The following is a 16,334-nucleotide window of genomic DNA, read 5'->3' on the forward strand; positions in this document are numbered from 1 at the left end:
TTCCTTGTAGAATGGAATCAGCTTCGCCAATGCCTTTCAAACCGGCTCCGGCTAGCAATCAGAACCCGACGATGCGTAACCAAGTGGTTTAGCGCGATGTCGGGGTCTGCCAACATTTCCTTCAGATTGTGAAGGGCCGATCAGCTGATAAAGAGTCGGAGGACCAGAGTCTTCGTCGTGGGCAGAACTTTATCAGCCATTCGCTGATCTTCTTATGTGTTTGCCGAAACAAAAGCCGACATGCTGGTGATCAGCAGCATACCGACAGTTGCGCCTGCATCCTGAAGACCGATGGTCTTTTCCTGAAAAGCTGCGGCCTTGCCGTGCTGGGCAACCATCGTTTTGGTCGCTTCAAGCGCATCTTCGGCAGCTTTGGCGGCGGCTGCAAGCGCATCAGTAAGTGATGCACCAGCTGCAGCTTGTGCTTCAAGCGTTACGGCGATTGGATCAAGCACATCGAGAAGTGTCTTGTCGCCAACCTTTGCCTTGCCGCGTTCGGCAATGCCATCGCGATAGGCACGCCAGAAGGCGGCAATCTCTGCAGTGCCCAACTCGTCGATACCATCGCAGGCCTTGCTTGCACGCAGGAAGCCCGTTGCGGTCAGCGTACCCATGGTCGATGGCGCAACGCGCGCCATGGTGGCGCCAGCTGTGCGCAGAAGCTTGGCGATGCCTGCAGCTTCACCTTCCGCATGGACAGCTTCTGAAGCTGCTGCAAAGGCTTTGCTCATGGTGATGCCAAGGTCACTATCGCCAACCTTGCCGTCCAGCGCGATAAGGAATTCGCGCTGTTCTGCAAAAAGCTGCTTCCAGCTGTCGAAGAGATTGATCAGATCAGATGCTGTAATGACGTTCATGACTGCACCTCAACCCGCAAAATGCTTGAAGAATGGGGTGTTGGCGGAAGCGGCAACCAGCGGTTCCAATTCGTCATCGAGATGCAGCACGGAAACTGACGCGCCAGCCATTTCCATGGAAGTGGCAAACTCGCCGATCCAGACATGCTTGACCTTGACGCCACGCTCATCAAACAGCTGGGAAACTCTGCGGAACATGATGTAAAGCTCTTCAAGCGGCGTGCCGCCAAGACCATTGACCAGCACGGCTACTTCATCGCCCTTGGCATAGGCCTGCTCGGCGAAAATACGTTCCATCAGTTCGTCGATGACGGCGTCGGCACTGGCAAGCTTCTTGCGGCTGATGCCCGGTTCGCCATGGATGCCCATGCCGATTTCCATTTCATCTTCGCCGATGGAGAAGGTGGCGTGACCGATTTCCGGCACAACACAGCTGGAAAGCGCAACGCCCATGGTGCGGGTGCGCAGACGTGCCTTGTCGGCAAGGCGTGTTACTTCATCAAGCGACAGACCGTTGGCTGCAGCTGCACCGGCTGCCTTGTAGACAAAAAAGATACCGGCAACGCCGCGACGTTTGTGTTCTTCGCCGACAACGGAGGACGCCACATCATCATTGCCGACAACCTGCTTGACTGCAATGCCATCAAGATCGGCAAGTTCTGCAGCCATATCAAAATTGATGATGTCGCCGCTGTAGTTGCCATAGATGTAAAGAACGCCAGCGCCCTGATCGATAGCCTTGGTGACCTGATACATCTGCTCTGAACTTGGCGACTGGAAGACGCCGCCGACAGCCGCGCCATCGATCATGCCTTCACCGATATAGCCGAGGAACAGCGGCAGGTGGCCGGAGCCGCCGCCTGTTGCAATGCCGACCTTGCCGGATTTGGTATCGGCTGTGACCATGCAACGCTTGTCGTTGTCGACAAAGGTAAGCTCGGGATGCGCCCGATAGATGCCTTCAAGCATCTCATCCACGAAATTGACGGGATCGTTCAGGAATTTCTTCATGATTTCCTCTTGAGAGTATCGGGTTATTTCTTGCGTTGGCGGGTGACGAAGAAGGCGGCAGCCAGCAGAATGAAGCAGCCGACGACAAGACGCTGCCATGTGCTGGGGATGCCGACGAGCACCAGAACACTGTTGATGACGGTGATGAGCAGCACACCGAGAAGGGTGCCGAAGACTGTGCCGGTGCCGCCGGTGATGCGTGCACCACCCAGAACCACAGCGGCGATAACCGCGATTTCGGTTCCGACAAAATCGAAAGGGCTCGACTGGCGATTGGCGCAGACATGGATGATGCCTGCAAGTCCGGCCAGACCACCTGCATAGCCGAACAGGAAGATATGGATGGTGCGCAGGTTGTAGCCGAGGCGGCTTGCGATCTGGCTGTTACCACCCATCGCAAAAATCGCGCGGCCCATCAAAGTGCGGTTCAATATCCACCAGGTCAGGATTGCGGCCGCAGGCAGCACCAGAAAGTAGAATGGCATGGTGATGGTGGCACCGGTCGCCGATTCAAACTGGAACAGCGGCAGGCGACCGAAGGCGCCCATTGTCGGGGGCAGGGACATGATCCAGACCGTGCCGACAAAGGCCAGCAGGAAGCCACGGAAGAGATATTGCGTGCCGATGGTGACGATCAGTGACGGTACGTTGAGGTAATGCACCAGAAGACCATTGAGGACGCCGAGGAAAATACCGCCCGCAATCGCCATCAGAATGATGAAGATGATCGGCAGTTCCGGCATATAGGCCTGCACCAGAAGCGTCAGCGAATAGACTGTCGTGGCAGCAATTGCCGTAAAGGAAACATCAATGCCGCCAGCGGCGAGAATGATGAAGACGCCAAGCGCAAACAGGCCCATCACCACACTGGCACGGCCAATATCGATCAGTGTCGAGGCTTGCAGGAATGCAGGGTTGATGATCGAGACAATCGTGCAGATTGCCACGAGCAGGAAGAAAGTGATCGATTCCGGGCGCCTGCGAATGAAGTCACCCAACCTGAAAGATTGGACTCGACCCAGATCCTGTTGATACTGCGACGCACTCATTAGGCAACTTCCTTCTGCGACGACATCATGGCTTGATAGAGCTGATCTTCGGTGGCCTGTGCAGCATCCAGTTCTGCGACGATGCTGCCTGAGTTCATGACGAGAATGCGGTCTGCATTCTGCAGAAGCTCCGGCAAATCATCGCTGACGATGATGAGGCCCATGCCAGCTTCGGCCAGCGCCTGAATTGCGCGGTAAATTGTGTCTTTCGATCCCACATCAACGCCGACGGTCGGACCGTGCAGCACCAGAAGCTTGGGGCCAATGCTCAGCCAGCGACCAATCAAAACGCGCTGCTGATTGCCGCCCGAAAGTGCGCCAACCGGCAGGTCGAGATTGGTTGTATTCAGCCGCATCTCTTTCATCAGCGAGGCGGCGATGTTGCGGCCCTGTTTCTGATCGACGATGCCAAGGCTGTTGCAGAGCTTTCTGAAGATCAGAGCGATCTCGTTTTGAAAGATCGACTTGTCGAGGAAAAGGCCTTCTGCAAGGCGGTCTTCCGGCACATAGCCAATGCCACGCTCGATGGCTTCCGCCGGGCTTTTAACTTCGGTCTTCTGACCTTCGAGGCGGATTGAACCTCTATCAGCAGGTACAACGCCGGTGATTGCCATGGCCAGCTCGTTGCGTCCGGAATCTGCAAGGCCGGTAATGCCGAGGATTTCACCCTTACGAAGGGTAAAGCCAATGTCCTTGAAGCCCGATGCGGTAAGGCCGTCGAGTTTAAGCAGTTCGGTGTCGCCAGGCTGTGCCGTGCGATAACGCTCAGCGTCGATTTCCCTGCCGATCATCAGTTCGGACAGCTGCTTCTTGGTGTAGTTTTCGATCGGGCCTTGTGCCACGCACTGGCCATCGCGGAAGACCACTGCATTGCCGCCGATGCGATAGCATTCATCAAGCTTGTGGGTGACGAATAGCACCGCGACGCGTTCTGCGCGCAGGCGTTCAACGACTTCAATCAGATTGTCCACTTCGCGACGGGTCAGCGATGTGGTCGGTTCATCCATGATGACGAGCTTGGCACGGGTTGCGATTGCGCGTGAGATGGCAACCAGCTGGCGCATGGCAAGCGGCAGCTCGGAAACGATTGTGTGTAGAAAGGCTTTGTCAGTTGGCAGGCCAACCGTGCTCAATGCCCGTTCTGCAGTTTCGCGGAGCTGCGAAAGCTTGACACTGCGGAACAGTCGGCCATTGCCTTCAACAAGCTGCTCATTCAGCGCTACGTTTTCAGCGACGGTCAGATTGGGGATAAGTGACAGATCCTGATAGACGGTCTCGATACCGGCTGCCAGCGACTGGATCGGGTTCAGCGAAGTATAGGTTTTGCCATCGAGAATGATCTCGCCTTCGCTGGGTGCATGTGCGCCGGACATGATCTTGATGACCGTGCTCTTGCCGCAGCCATTTTCACCCAACAGGTGATAGGCCTGGCCAAGATCGATTGTCAGATCAATGCCGCGCAGCGCGTGAACGCCGCCAAACCGCTTATGGATGTTGCGCAGTTCGAGAAAACGATCCGGCGACCGGTCGCTGCTCGTCCCATTCTTCGTCGTAGTTGACACGTTAAATTCCTTTGTCGCCGCACCGCTCGCCAAAGCGATTGGGCTGGCTGTAGGACCGTTGGCTTTCGTTCGCCACGCGCTAATGTCTTGATTTTAGATAGTTCGTTTGGTTCAGGCGCCCGGATGCAGTGAAGCATCCGGGCTTTTGACACCACCGCGTGCGGCTGAACGATGTCCGCACACGATGGTCAGTCAGCCTGTAGCAGCGCTCTTAGAACAGGTGTTCCTTGTAGGTCGCCTTGTCAGCGATAACCATGCCGTTACCGATGACGAGCAGGCCTTCACCGGCACCCTTTTTGACGCTGACCTTGTTATAGCCTTCAACGCCGAGGTCGGTGCCTTCCTTGACTTCCTTCTTTTCGAGCAGAAGCTTGGCAACCGCATTCATCGCCATGCCAGCCTTCTGCGGATCCCAGAAGCCGATTGCGGTGATGGCGCCGGATTCAAGAAGATCTGCCGATGGGTTCGGCAGGCCGGTGCCGACCAGGCAAACCTTGCCGCTCAGGCCAGCTTCGTCGATCGCACGGCCAACGCCGAGAACGTCGTTACCGGCAGACGTCTGGAAGCCCTTCAGGTCGGGATGCTTGCGCAGGATTTCCTTGGCCTTTTCATAGGTGCCGTTGGCATCGTCAAAGGATTCGTTGTTCGGATCGACGAGCTGCATGTCAGGATACTTCTTGGCGTTTTCTTCGCCCGAACCAACCCACTGCATATGCGTGCGGCTGCCGAGCGAGCCAACAAAGGTGGTCCACTTGCCGCTCTTGCCCATGCATTCTGCCAGACGTTCGTTGAGCGCCGTGCCGTAATCGGCATTATCGAAAGCTTCGACGTCGGCCATGGTGTTGACCTGGTTGTCGGCTTCATGCGTCACAACAATGATGCCACGTTCCATGGCGCGCTTGAAGGTGCCTTCGAGAACGGCCGGGTCCATCGGGACGACTGCAAGTGCATTAACGCCCTTGGCAACGAGATCCTGCACGATCTGAAGCTGCTGCGCGGCGTCTGCCGTTGCCGGTCCGCTCTGCGTTGCAACCACGTCCGGGTTGGCCTTCTGATAGGCTTCAACACCGGTGTTCATGCGGTCGAACCAAGGAATACCACTGATCTTGACGACCGTTGCGATGACCGGCTTTTCCTGTGCGACGAGCGTGCCCGCGCTGCCCGCGACGATCGCTGCACCAATGATGGTTCCGGTGAGCAGTTTTTTCGTTGTTGCTTTCATCATTTCCTCCACACTTACCATCCCCCAAAGTCTATGTTCGGGTGCCTGAGGGTTGAGCACCGATGTTTCCCTTTTGGCGATTGCCGAGGGTAAAGAATCCCGCGATGTCGTATTTTCCGACTGCAAGGAAGGCGAGCAGCAGCAGACCCCAGGCAAAGTCGCGGACGAAGTTGGAAAGGCCGCCGAAGTTGAGCAGACTGGACATGAGCTGCAAAGCAATAGCGCTCAGCACCACGCAGATGACACGGCCATAACCACCTTCAGGCTTCACGCCCGCCATGACGGCGATGAGAATGGCGACCAGCAGATACGAGCTACCATAGTCGAACTTCACGTTGACGTTGCGCGCTGCAATGATGATGCCCGCAATTGCTGCGAGAAATCCGCTCGTGGCATAGGTCGCAATCAGCACGCCATTACGCGGGAAGCCAGCGAAGACAGCGGCTTTTGGATTGGTTCCCATCAACATCAGCCAGTAGCCGTAAGGGGTAAAGCGCACCACGGCTGCAATCAGCAAGGCAACCGCTATGAAGATCAGGAAACTGATTGGCACGGCGAGGAACATGTCATTGCCGATGCGCGACAGAAGATCGGGACTGCCGACCATGACAGCGCGACCGCCAGACACGACAACCGCAAGACCCGTAAACGCCATCTGCGTGCCAAGCGTGCAGAGGATTGGCGTGATGTTGAAGCGCGCAATCAGGATTCCATTGACGATGCCGCCCGCAAGACCGATCACCAGTGCCAGTCCGATGAAGGCAAGGCTGAAGCCAAGCTGGTTTTCGGCGCTTGAGATAAACATCGAAACGATGACGGCTGAAAGCACACCGGAAAGGTTGGCCAGCGCAATACCCGAAAGATCGATCCCGCCATTGCCAGCGCACATAGCCAGCATGACGCCGATTGCCAGCAACCCGAGTTCAGGCACCTGACCCGCCATCGACTGCAGATTGAACAGGGATAGGAAAGATCCTCCCGAAATATACGCGCCAAGCGCGAGCAATCCGAGATTGATGACAACAAGCATAGCAAGCTGATTGCTTGTCTTCTGCATGGTCTCCTCCCACCACGTTTAGTAAACAAAACTGTTATTCACTAAATAAATGACGAGATGGCATACGGCTGTCAAGCGCAATATCGGCAAGTTTCCGTTGCCTGTGGATCGATTTTACCCTAATCGGTTTAATTATCGCTCATATTGTTTACTAAACATATGATTCATATCAGGATGCAAAATCGAACGTTTGCCGTTGAAAAGATGGGGCCTGTTAATTCTTGATCTGAGACCAAAACCGGCAACATATTGAATCTGGCGCCAATTGCGGATTTGAAGTTCCCGAGAGCAGATGCCATACAAATGGCAGCTGTTTTCAATCCCGGAGCCAATGTCCTTAACCGAATTCCTATAATCGTGCGGAGCATATGAAAAAGAAAAAGTCTTTTACGATCAGAGACATCGCAGAGACTGCCGGCGTTTCTCCGGCAACGGTTTCGCTTGTGCTCAACGGTAAGGGCGAAATTTCGGGCGAAACGCGTGCACGTGTCCTCGAAGCCGTTTCCAGACTGAACTATGTTCCGCGCGCGTCAAAAACTGCGCCAAGCACCGGGGAGACGATCCGCTTTCTCAAGATTGCCAAGCATGGCGAGACGGTCAACCGCGATCACAGTGTTTTTGTCTCGGATTATATTGACGGCATGTCCTCGGAAGCGACGCGCCGAAACTATACGCTGGAAGTGGTAAGTTTCGACGGGCAGCCGATAAGTGCAGTAGCGGAATCGCTTGCCGGTGCGCCGGTGCGCGGTGTGATCGCGCTTGGGACCGAGCTTTCGGCGGCAGACATCCACATGATACAGGGGCTCGGCCTGCCCACAGTCTTCATCGATACCTTTTATGAGGTCATTGAAGCCAATTTCGTCGACATGAACAATGAGGACGCCGTCTTCAAGGTTCTGTCGCGCTTCAAGCAGCTTGGTTTTTCGCGGATCGGTTTTGTCGCCAGTCATACGGAAACGACAAACTTCCGTCTTCGTCGCGATGCGTTTTTCAAGAATATGCAGCGTCTGGACCTGAAAGTTCAGGAGCGCGATATCCTTTCGGTTGAATCGACCTATGAAGGCGCCCATCGCGATACTTGTGCGATGCTGCATTCAGGACTCGATCTGGCCGAGTGCTATTTCTGCACGAACGATATCATCGCCTATGGCTTCATCCGCGCACTGAAGGGCAAGGGTCTTCGTATTCCTGACGATGTTTCGGTGATTGGCTTCGATAATCTGCCGCAAAGTGCAACCATGGAGCCGGGTCTCACAACGGTTGACGTGTCCAAACGGAAAATCGGAAACCTCGCGGTCACCGTGCTCGACGATTTGATCAACACTGCCGAACCGCAACCGCCAGTAAAGATACTGGTTGGGGCAAACCTGATCCTGCGGGCGAGTGAGACTGCACTTACCCCGAAAGCCGCCAGAAGCCGTGAATTTGGCTAGCGTAAGGAAATGTGCCCGATAGAGCTGGAAAATCATATTATGAAACCGGTGAGTAGCTGGTAAGCAATCCGGGTCCGATAGACCAACTTCAGAAAGACAAAAAATTGTCCAGAAACCCTCCTCGCAATCAGGCCGGTTTTGCAACACGTGCGATCCATGTCGGTCAGGAACCTGACCCTTTGACCGGAGCCGTGATCCCTCCGATCTATCATGCGACGACCTACGTGCAGGATGGCATAGGAGCGAGCAAGGGGTACGACTATACCCGCAGCGGCAATCCGACCAGAAACGGTCTCGAACGCTGTCTTGCCGATCTCGAGGGCGCGGCAGCAGCTTTCGTTTTCCCGAGCGGGCTTGCCGCGGCCGCAACATTGCTGGAGGCGCTTCCGGCCGGTTCGTCGATATTGGCCCATAACGATCTCTACGGTGGCGTCTACCGACTGCTGGCCGATGTCAGACCAGTCACCGCCGCGCACAATGTGAATTTCGTGGATTTTTCCGACGAAGCTGCACTGCGCCAGGCTGTCCTCGACCATAAGCCAGCTCTGCTTTGGTTTGAGACCCCGTCCAATCCAACGCTTCGCATTGTCGATCTGTCGCTGGTTGCTGAACTTGGCAAACAGGCCGGTGCAATTACGGTTTGTGACAGCACCTTCTCATCGCCGGCAGGCCAGCGTCCTATCGATCATGGAATTCATGTGGTTGTACATTCGGCAACAAAGATGCTGAACGGACATTCGGATCTTTTGGGGGGCGTGGTCGCGGTATCAGCAAACGCATCCGCCAAGCTTGCCGAACGGGTTGGTTATCTGCAGAACGCCCTCGGCTCGGTCATGTCACCGACAGATTGCGCTCTTCTGCACCGTTCGCTGAAAACCCTGGAAATCCGCAGCATAAGGCAATCGGAAACGGCACTGAAGCTGGCGACCAGTCTCGAAGAAAGAGCTGAAGAACTGGGACTGACCAAGGTTGTATATCCTGGCCTTGCCAGCCATCCGCAGCATAAACTGGCCGCTGAACAAATGATCAACTTCGGCTGCGTCATTTCTATCGAGGTTGCAGGCGACCTGACACGCGTCGAACGTATTCTGACTTCGACCCGTTATTTCCACTTTGCAGTCAGCCTCGGAAGCGTGGAAAGTCTCATTCAGCATCCATATTCCCTGACCCACGCGGTTGTGCCTGAAGACCAGAAAAACCACCTGGGAATTGGCGCTCAGCTCATTCGCATCTCGATCGGCCTGGAAGATCCGGAAGATCTGGAAACCGATCTGGTGCAGGCACTCTCAAGCAACCGGTGATCGCCCCCATCTCGGACTTTTGCAACTGAGCCACCGTGCCGGGTGGCTCACACGCTTTTCGATCGCAAGGAAAATTCCCACCTTCTTTGAGATACAACAAATCCGGTTTGTGACTGTCACTCTAGAATGGCTCGAATGATGATGCGGCTGTCATCATCATGCTTCGAAGCCTGACAGCCACGGAACAATCAGATGTCGGCAGAACCTGTCTCACTATCCCCCGTAATTGATGTTCGCACCATACCGCCCATTTCGCGACATGCGACGATCTTCTCGATGATCGATTCGCTTGAACCCGGCGAAGCACTGGAAATCATCAATGATCACGATCCGGTGCCACTGCGCCACCAGCTTGAAACCCGCAATCCGGGTGCATTCTCGTGGGTCTACAAGGAAACCGGTCCATTGTGGCGGGTCGAAATCGGTCGCCGAAAAGGCCATCACGGTGCTGACCATGAGTGCACCTGCGGCAATCACTGAAGTCTTGTAGGCACAACGTCCAGGACGAATTGAGATGATCGGCGCGACGCTTTCCCGTTGGACCCTATCCTACTTTACCGCTTCGCTGGCTTTCCTTGTCTTTGGACTTGCCTTGATGGCAGGCGGTTTCGGCTTTCCGGGTCATGGAATTCGCGCTGCGGAAACACTGATAGTTGTGCACGCCATCGCTATTGGATGGCTTGCACTGCTCATGAGCGGCGCACTCCTGCAATTTGTGCCAGTTCTCGTGAACAAATCCCTGTGGGGAAGCCGGGCAAGCCTCCCCGCTTTGCTTCTGCTCGTGACAGGCTTGTCCGGACTGCTCATTGGTTTTGCGGGCATGGCTGGGCTGACGGAGAGCCCGGCATGGTTGCTTCCGGTCTCTGGCATCCTGTTGACCTGTGGGTTTTCCACCATTTTCGCCATACTGGGCATGACGCTCTGGCTCGCTCGCCCAATCGCCCTGCCCGCGCGGTTTGTTGCGGCAGGCATCTGCTGCCTTATGACAACAGCTCTGCTTGGCAGTGTTTTCACCTTCGCGCTCTCCGGCTTTACGGAGCAAGCCGTTCTGCTCGATATCGCGGGAGCGGCATTGCCGGTTCACGCCGCGCTTGGTCTCGGTGGCTGGATGACTTTCACAGCTATGGGTGTAAGCTACAGACTGCTGACAATGTTCATGTTGTCCCCTGATGCTGCGCGACAAACAACCAGAATTATCTGGTGGGAAGGCGCTGCTGCCCTGACCATCCTCGCTGTCGGAATTGTCGTTGTCGCCTTGGGAATGGGATCGGTCGAAATCGCCGTCACGGCGGCTCTCATTCCCGGAATCGCCTGCATTGCACTCTATATCGTCGATATTCAGACGATCTACCGGCAGCGCAAGCGCAAGACGATAGAATTGAACAGTGCCGCCAGTATTCCAGCCTTCATCGCACTAGGGCTCTCGCTTCTTCTGGCAATTGGCCTGTTCTGGACAGGCACTACCGATGCGATGATTGCAGCCCTCATCTATCTGTTCGCCTTCGGTTGGCTGACCGGCCTCAGCCTTGCCCAACTCTACAAGATCGTGCCGTTCCTGACCTGGCTCGAATGTTATGGTCCTGTCATGGGCAGGGCACCGACGCCGCGCGTGCAGGACATGGTCAGCGAGCGTCGCGCACGTCAGTGGTTCTCTCTTTATTATACTGGCGTTGCCGTCGCGACGCTGGCTTTGATTGCCGAATATCCAACCGTGTTTCGTTTGGCCATTACGTTGAATCTCATGGCGATCCTTGCATTGATCGTGCACTTCTTCCGCGCCCGGCGGCTTCTCGATGTACCGCACGGCCTACGCCTGCCAAAAGGGGCAACCCTGCCACATCTCATCTATGCCGGTGAACCAATTCTCAGGAGATCGAAATGACACTCTCAGTTCAGGACATCACGCATCATGTGCTGGACGTGCGCCCTCTGATCAAGGGCGGCGTGGAACCGTTCAATGCCATTATGGAAGCAGTCGACAGTCTTTCGCCGGGACAAAGCCTCCTGCTGATCGCCCCGTTCAAACCGGCACCGCTTTTCAGTGTCATGGAGCGAAAAGGCTTTTCCGCAAATGCGGAGCCGCTGGAGGATGGCGACTGGCAAGTCCTGTTCAGTCCGGCGATGGACGCCGCGCCTGAACTGCGGTTCTCGGACAATGTCGGTTCACCGGATGTCTGGCCTGAACCATCACGCTATCTCGATTGTTCGGACATGCAGCCGCCGGAACCAATGGTGCGCATTCTTGCGGAAGTGGAAGAAATGCCTGCAGGCGCGGTTCTGTTCGCCCTGCTGCACCGCGAACCTTTATTCCTCTTTCCCGAACTCGAAAACCGCGGTCACGAATGGGTCGGCAATTTCGATGAGACCGGCACCGCCTATCGTATAATGATCCGTGTTGGAGACGCGAGGTAGTCGTCATGCAACACACGGTACATGACCAGCTGGAGAGGCAGATCATCGAAAGTCTGCGTCTGGTGCTCGATCCCGAACTAGGGTTCAACCTCGTTGACCTTGGCATGATCTACAGTATCGACATTGGTGATGGCGGAACTGTCGATATCAGCATGACGACGACGACGCCCGGCTGCCCCGCTGCCGGTTATCTGACCGATGCCGTTCGTGCGAGCGCCGAATCTGTCGAAGGGGTTCATGCAGTCAATGTCGAACTGACCTACGAGCCGGAGTGGATTCCGGAGATGGCGATGCCTGAAGTACAAGCGCGATTTGGAGATTAATCTCCCGACGTATATCCGCATCATCGAAACCAGCGAACAGAGCCAATCTGTTCGCTGGTTTCACTTTTGGCCAAACCCCTGCGGCTGAGCCTTTGTTCCAGCGCAAATAAAGCGGGACGGACATTAATCAGTCAACTTAAGTCATTGATATTAAACGTCTAATATTACCCAATTTTTTGTATCACCTTGATCGCAGTCAAGGAACATCGAGGCGCCTCTTCCTATAGTCGGCATGACAGAGCAGGAAATGCTCGGTCCTATCGTAAAGGAGAGTATCGATGGCCGAACAGATGCAAATCAGTCGCCGCACCATATTGGCAGGAGCCGCCCTGGCTGGGGCGCTTGCGCCGGTTCTGGCAACCACATCCGCCTGGGGACAAGGCGCGGTGAGGAAGGCAACTGCGGCAGAAATAGCAGCACTTCCACGCCAGAAGGTGGAGCTTGTGGACCCTCCCTTCGTGCATGCCCATAGTCAGGTTGCAGAAGGCGGACCCAAGGTGGTCGAATTCACCATGGTGATCGAGGAAAAGAAGATCGTCATCGACGATGCGGGAACCGAAGTTCACGCCATGGCATTCAACGGCACCGTACCAGGACCGCTGATGGTCGTGCATCAGGACGATTATCTCGAACTGACACTCATCAACCCTGAAACCAACACGCTGATGCACAATATCGATTTCCATGCGGCAACCGGTGCATTGGGCGGCGGCGGGCTGACCGAAATCAATCCGGGAGAAAAGACCATCCTGCGCTTCAAGGCGACCAAGCCCGGCGTCTTCGTCTACCACTGCGCACCTCCCGGAATGGTTCCCTGGCATGTCGTATCGGGCATGAATGGTGCGATCATGGTGCTGCCGCGCGAGGGTCTGCATGACGGCAAAGGCAAAGCGCTGACCTACGACAAGATTTATTATGTCGGCGAACAGGATTTCTATGTCCCGCGCGACGAGAACGGCAAATACAAGAAATACGAGGCGCCCGGCGACGCTTATGAAGACACCGTCAAGGTCATGCGCACTCTCACTCCGACCCATGTGGTGTTCAACGGCGCTGTGGGCGCACTGACTGGCGACAAGGCCATGACGGCGGCGGTTGGCGAGAAAGTCCTGATCGTCCACTCGCAGGCCAACCGCGATACGAGACCACATCTGATCGGGGGGCATGGGGATTATGTCTGGGCGACCGGCAAGTTCAATACGCCGCCCGACGTCGATCAGGAAACCTGGTTCATTCCGGGTGGTGCCGCCGGAGCAGCCTTCTACACGTTCCAGCAGCCCGGCATCTACGCCTATGTGAACCACAATCTGATCGAGGCTTTTGAACTCGGCGCTGCCGCCCACTTCAAGGTCACGGGTGAATGGAACGACGATCTGATGACGTCGGTTCTCGCACCATCTGGCACGTAAAGCGAATGTATGAAGGCGCTTCGCCTCCCAGAGCGCCTTTGGCAAACCTGGAGCGGCTCCAGTCAAAACGGAATCGGAACCGCTCTCTCCCTCTGCACGCATTATCCATGCGAAACCACTTCGCACATTCGCTGGAAATGCTCTGACCATGCTTTAGGATGAAAGGCTCGGGGCTGCATCCATCTGCCTCCCGGACGGATGCAGCCCCCTGATATCCGATGAACGAAGGCAAAGGAAAAAAGTGCCTGCGCGAGCTTGCCGTGGCCGTTCCGGCGGTTTTGCTGGCAGTCATCGCGGGATTGATCGTCGTTGATGTCGTAGGACGTCCAGACCGCGCAATGCCGGACGCTTCGGCCGTTGGTCCGGAAATGATCGTTATCGCTCCTCGTACCATGACGTATCGGGCCGATGGCGACTTTCAGAAGAACAATTACCCCGTTGACGCCCCATTGACGACCCGCAAGCTGCAGCGGGCATTCGAGATCATGAAGTATCAGGTAAGCACATCTGACTATGAGCGCTGCGTCGCCGACGGCGACTGCCAGTCCGCCGAGGCTCTGCCGCACAATCACGACGCATCCGATGCAGAGGGTCCGATCGTTGGCGTCAGCTATGATGATGCGCAAAATTATGCCGACTGGCTTTCACGCAAAACCGGCGAAATCTGGCATCTGCCGACAGACGAGCAATGGGCATTCGCTGCCGGCTCGCGCTTTCCCGACGACGCCCTTGGCATTGAGGACGATGCTGCGGCCAATCCGGCAATCCGCTGGCTGAGAGACTATGAAAAGCAAAGCGCTCGCAAGCTGGACAGGAGCCCGACCAGACGCCCCACCGGCGCTTTTGGTATCAACGAGCTGGGCGTAGCCGATATCGCAGGCAATGTGTGGGAATGGACGCAGACCTGCCACCGCCGCGTCAATATCGATGCCTACGGCAAGCAGGTCGCGGAAGTACCGTCTTGCGGCGTTTATGTCGTCAATGGCAAGCACCGCGCTGCGATGAGCTCGTTCATTCGCAACCCGAAAACCGGAGGATGCAGCGTCGGCGTTCCACCCGACAATCTCGGTTTCCGGCTTGTCCGAGACAACCGCTGGTATGCTGTGGTATGGAAGCGCATCCAGAACATCGGCGCATGAGGGATTAATTGTGAATGCCCGATCCCCGGCTCCGAAAACAATTCCAAGCCCGCCTTGCTGTGCTAAGGTAGATACAGGGTCTTGGAGTGTGAGAAACGCAATGTCCTTGATAGATCGCGGACTAGTCAGGAAACTGTCCTTGTTCGCCAAAATGAGTGATGGCGAACTCGATAAGCTTGTTTCGTATGCAACTACAAAGCGCGTTCCTCCGGGAGAGGCGATTTTCGAGCAAGGCGACGATGCCGTTCTTTTCTACCTCCTCCTGCACGGGCGGTTGAAGGTCAATCAGATCACCCCGGACGGACAGCAGATCATCGTCCGCATGGTGCATCCGGGGGACCTTTTCGGCTTTGCCCGAGCCTTGCAGAGAAGCGATTATCCCGGCACGGCAATTGCCGTGGCGGAAAGCATCGTACTGGCCTGGCCAACCGAGCTTTGGGATTATTTTGTCGAGCAGAATCCCGGTCTGGCAATGAATGCGATCCAGACAATCGGCAAAAGGCTGGAAGAAGCCCACACGCGTATCCGTGAGATGTCGACGGAAGAAGTGGAACGGCGTGTCGCGCACACCGTTCTGCGCCTCGCCCGTCAAGCTGGCCGGAAAGAAGATGACGGCATCCGGATCGATTTTCCAATCACCAAACAGGATATCGCCGAGATGACCGGAACGACACTGCATACAGTGTCGCGCATTCTCACCGGCTGGGAAGCGCAAGGATTTGTTCGGGGCGGCCGCCAGAAACTGACCGTACTCAATATGTCAGGTGTGAGACGACTTGCCGACGGCGAACGGTAGAACAGCCGGAAACACGGTATGCCGAACGAAAGACGCCCGGCATATCGCCTTCGTCTCATCCAAAAACTTCCCGCTCCTCGGATTTCGCTGCCAGCAGCGCCTCTATCATCAGTTTTTCCGACAGGATGTGGCGGCGTACGCTCTCCATAAAGCCACGTACCATGTATGAAATGGTGTCGGAAGCAAGACGGCAACGACCGTCTGCAATTGCCATCAATGTCTGTGACAATTCCTCGGCGGCCAGCCGGTCACAACGATGTTCCGCCTTCAGGCGTTCAATGATGGCGTTGGCGAAATGGGAATGAGCCTGCCGACTGAAATCTGGAAACAGAACTTCTTCTTCAAGCGCATGGGTTTCACCAACAAGACGCGGAATGAGCGTTGATATCCGCCGGAACTCCTGCACAGAGGCGCCGGTCTCGAGGTCCTCAGCGATTTCCTCCAACTGCAGACACAGTGCCAGCAGATCATGATGGTGGGCCTCGAGGCGACTGATATCGGTCGCGTGCAAGACTGGCGGCGCATCCATGATTCTTCCCTCTACCTACTGACCAAGGAAAAGAACGGCTGCAATCACAATGGAAGCCGCAACGGCGGAGAGCGTGCCCGCGCCCTGTAAAGCTCCCATACGATAAAGAACCAGTGAAAAGCCGATGATCGCCGGTGTTGCGACCATGAGCCCGATCTGTGCATCCGTCATTGAAATTTCCTTTTCTATGGCGAGGATACAATGTCGTCGTCAGTGCATTTCTTCTTTGCCAAA

The 16,334-nt window shown here is 55.8% G+C and carries 17 protein-coding genes; 9 read left to right on the forward strand and 8 right to left on the reverse strand.

Features of this window, described 5'->3' with window-relative positions; genetic code table 11:
- Positions 1-212 precede the first annotated feature (212 nt).
- The 6 genes from CES86_RS21710 to CES86_RS21735 all read right to left on the reverse strand — a co-directional run bounded on the left by CES86_RS21710 (position 213) and on the right by CES86_RS21735 (position 6,758).
- Positions 213-857: a dihydroxyacetone kinase family protein gene (locus tag CES86_RS21710; RefSeq protein WP_094515427.1), complete on the reverse strand. Its 645-nt coding sequence runs from the start codon at positions 855-857 to the stop codon at positions 213-215.
- A 9-nt stretch (positions 858-866) separates the two neighbouring features.
- Entirely contained in the window at positions 867-1,868 is a 1,002-nt protein-coding gene (locus CES86_RS21715) for a dihydroxyacetone kinase subunit DhaK (RefSeq protein ID WP_094515428.1), read from the reverse strand.
- Between the two features lie 23 nt (positions 1,869-1,891).
- Positions 1,892-2,917, reverse strand: coding sequence for an ABC transporter permease (locus CES86_RS21720; protein WP_094515429.1), 1,026 nt, complete (start codon positions 2,915-2,917; stop codon positions 1,892-1,894).
- Entirely contained in the window at positions 2,917-4,479 is a 1,563-nt protein-coding gene (locus CES86_RS21725; protein WP_094515430.1) for a sugar ABC transporter ATP-binding protein, read from the reverse strand. Before CES86_RS21725 ends, CES86_RS21720 begins: the two co-directional genes overlap by 1 nt.
- A gap of 211 nt (positions 4,480-4,690) precedes the next feature.
- The gene (locus CES86_RS21730; protein WP_012093653.1) at positions 4,691-5,701 is read right to left on the reverse strand and encodes a substrate-binding domain-containing protein; all 1,011 of its coding nucleotides are present in this window, start codon (positions 5,699-5,701) and stop codon (positions 4,691-4,693) included.
- Positions 5,702-5,732: 31 nt separating this feature from the next.
- A complete protein-coding gene (locus tag CES86_RS21735; protein ID WP_012093654.1) occupies positions 5,733-6,758 on the reverse strand; it encodes an ABC transporter permease in 1,026 nt (341 codons plus the stop codon).
- A 368-nt stretch (positions 6,759-7,126) separates the two neighbouring features.
- On the opposite strand from CES86_RS21735, the gene CES86_RS21740 reads away from it, so the two are divergent.
- The 9 genes from CES86_RS21740 to CES86_RS21780 all read left to right on the forward strand — a co-directional run bounded on the left by CES86_RS21740 (position 7,127) and on the right by CES86_RS21780 (position 15,571).
- Positions 7,127-8,191 (forward strand): LacI family DNA-binding transcriptional regulator, encoded by a 1,065-nt coding sequence (locus CES86_RS21740; RefSeq protein WP_012093655.1) that lies wholly within the window; start codon positions 7,127-7,129, stop codon positions 8,189-8,191.
- Positions 8,192-8,295: 104 nt separating this feature from the next.
- A complete protein-coding gene (locus CES86_RS21745) occupies positions 8,296-9,492 on the forward strand; it encodes a trans-sulfuration enzyme family protein (RefSeq protein WP_094515431.1) in 1,197 nt (398 codons plus the stop codon).
- A gap of 192 nt (positions 9,493-9,684) precedes the next feature.
- A complete protein-coding gene (locus CES86_RS21750) occupies positions 9,685-9,972 on the forward strand; it encodes a DUF2249 domain-containing protein (RefSeq protein ID WP_010660618.1) in 288 nt (95 codons plus the stop codon).
- 34 nt (positions 9,973-10,006) lie between these two features.
- The gene (locus tag CES86_RS21755; protein WP_094515432.1) at positions 10,007-11,374 is read left to right on the forward strand and encodes a hypothetical protein; all 1,368 of its coding nucleotides are present in this window, start codon (positions 10,007-10,009) and stop codon (positions 11,372-11,374) included.
- A complete protein-coding gene (locus CES86_RS21760; protein ID WP_012093658.1) occupies positions 11,371-11,904 on the forward strand; it encodes a DUF2249 domain-containing protein in 534 nt (177 codons plus the stop codon). Before CES86_RS21755 ends, CES86_RS21760 begins: the two co-directional genes overlap by 4 nt.
- A 5-nt stretch (positions 11,905-11,909) precedes the next feature.
- The gene (locus tag CES86_RS21765; RefSeq protein ID WP_012093659.1) at positions 11,910-12,227 is read left to right on the forward strand and encodes a metal-sulfur cluster assembly factor; all 318 of its coding nucleotides are present in this window, start codon (positions 11,910-11,912) and stop codon (positions 12,225-12,227) included.
- 278 nt (positions 12,228-12,505) lie between these two features.
- Positions 12,506-13,636, forward strand: coding sequence for a copper-containing nitrite reductase (gene nirK, locus CES86_RS21770; protein ID WP_010660614.1), 1,131 nt, complete (start codon positions 12,506-12,508; stop codon positions 13,634-13,636).
- Positions 13,637-13,854: 218 nt separating this feature from the next.
- Positions 13,855-14,775, forward strand: coding sequence for an SUMF1/EgtB/PvdO family nonheme iron enzyme (locus CES86_RS21775; protein ID WP_094515433.1), 921 nt, complete (start codon positions 13,855-13,857; stop codon positions 14,773-14,775).
- Positions 14,776-14,875: 100 nt separating this feature from the next.
- Positions 14,876-15,571 (forward strand): Crp/Fnr family transcriptional regulator, encoded by a 696-nt coding sequence (locus CES86_RS21780; RefSeq protein ID WP_010660612.1) that lies wholly within the window; start codon positions 14,876-14,878, stop codon positions 15,569-15,571.
- Between the two features lie 55 nt (positions 15,572-15,626).
- On the opposite strand, the gene CES86_RS21785 is transcribed toward CES86_RS21780, so the two are convergent.
- The gene (locus CES86_RS21785; RefSeq protein ID WP_094515434.1) at positions 15,627-16,100 is read right to left on the reverse strand and encodes a hemerythrin domain-containing protein; all 474 of its coding nucleotides are present in this window, start codon (positions 16,098-16,100) and stop codon (positions 15,627-15,629) included.
- 15 nt (positions 16,101-16,115) lie between these two features.
- On the reverse strand, positions 16,116-16,271 hold the full coding sequence (locus CES86_RS27620; RefSeq protein WP_010660610.1) for a hypothetical protein: 156 nt from the start codon (positions 16,269-16,271) through the stop codon (positions 16,116-16,118).
- Positions 16,272-16,334: the final 63 nt, after the last annotated feature.

Source organism: Brucella lupini (genome assembly GCF_002252535.1).
Lineage (GTDB): Bacteria > Pseudomonadota > Alphaproteobacteria > Rhizobiales > Rhizobiaceae > Brucella > Brucella anthropi.

Coding starts and splice junctions, on each gene's coding strand:
- CES86_RS21710 (WP_094515427.1), bottom strand. CDS start 857: ATGAACGTCATTACAGCATCTGATCTGATCAATCTCTTCGACAGCTGG.
- CES86_RS21715 (WP_094515428.1), bottom strand. CDS start 1,868: ATGAAGAAATTCCTGAACGATCCCGTCAATTTCGTGGATGAGATGCTT.
- CES86_RS21720 (WP_094515429.1), bottom strand. CDS start 2,917: ATGAGTGCGTCGCAGTATCAACAGGATCTGGGTCGAGTCCAATCTTTC.
- CES86_RS21730 (WP_012093653.1), bottom strand. CDS start 5,701: ATGAAAGCAACAACGAAAAAACTGCTCACCGGAACCATCATTGGTGCA.
- CES86_RS21735 (WP_012093654.1), bottom strand. CDS start 6,758: ATGCAGAAGACAAGCAATCAGCTTGCTATGCTTGTTGTCATCAATCTC.
- CES86_RS21740 (WP_012093655.1), top strand. CDS start 7,127: ATGAAAAAGAAAAAGTCTTTTACGATCAGAGACATCGCAGAGACTGCC.
- CES86_RS21750 (WP_010660618.1), top strand. CDS start 9,685: ATGTCGGCAGAACCTGTCTCACTATCCCCCGTAATTGATGTTCGCACC.
- CES86_RS21755 (WP_094515432.1), top strand. CDS start 10,007: ATGATCGGCGCGACGCTTTCCCGTTGGACCCTATCCTACTTTACCGCT.
- CES86_RS21760 (WP_012093658.1), top strand. CDS start 11,371: ATGACACTCTCAGTTCAGGACATCACGCATCATGTGCTGGACGTGCGC.
- CES86_RS21765 (WP_012093659.1), top strand. CDS start 11,910: ATGCAACACACGGTACATGACCAGCTGGAGAGGCAGATCATCGAAAGT.
- nirK (WP_010660614.1), top strand. CDS start 12,506: ATGGCCGAACAGATGCAAATCAGTCGCCGCACCATATTGGCAGGAGCC.
- CES86_RS21775 (WP_094515433.1), top strand. CDS start 13,855: ATGAACGAAGGCAAAGGAAAAAAGTGCCTGCGCGAGCTTGCCGTGGCC.
- CES86_RS21780 (WP_010660612.1), top strand. CDS start 14,876: ATGTCCTTGATAGATCGCGGACTAGTCAGGAAACTGTCCTTGTTCGCC.
- CES86_RS21785 (WP_094515434.1), bottom strand. CDS start 16,100: ATGGATGCGCCGCCAGTCTTGCACGCGACCGATATCAGTCGCCTCGAG.
- CES86_RS27620 (WP_010660610.1), bottom strand. CDS start 16,271: ATGACGGATGCACAGATCGGGCTCATGGTCGCAACACCGGCGATCATC.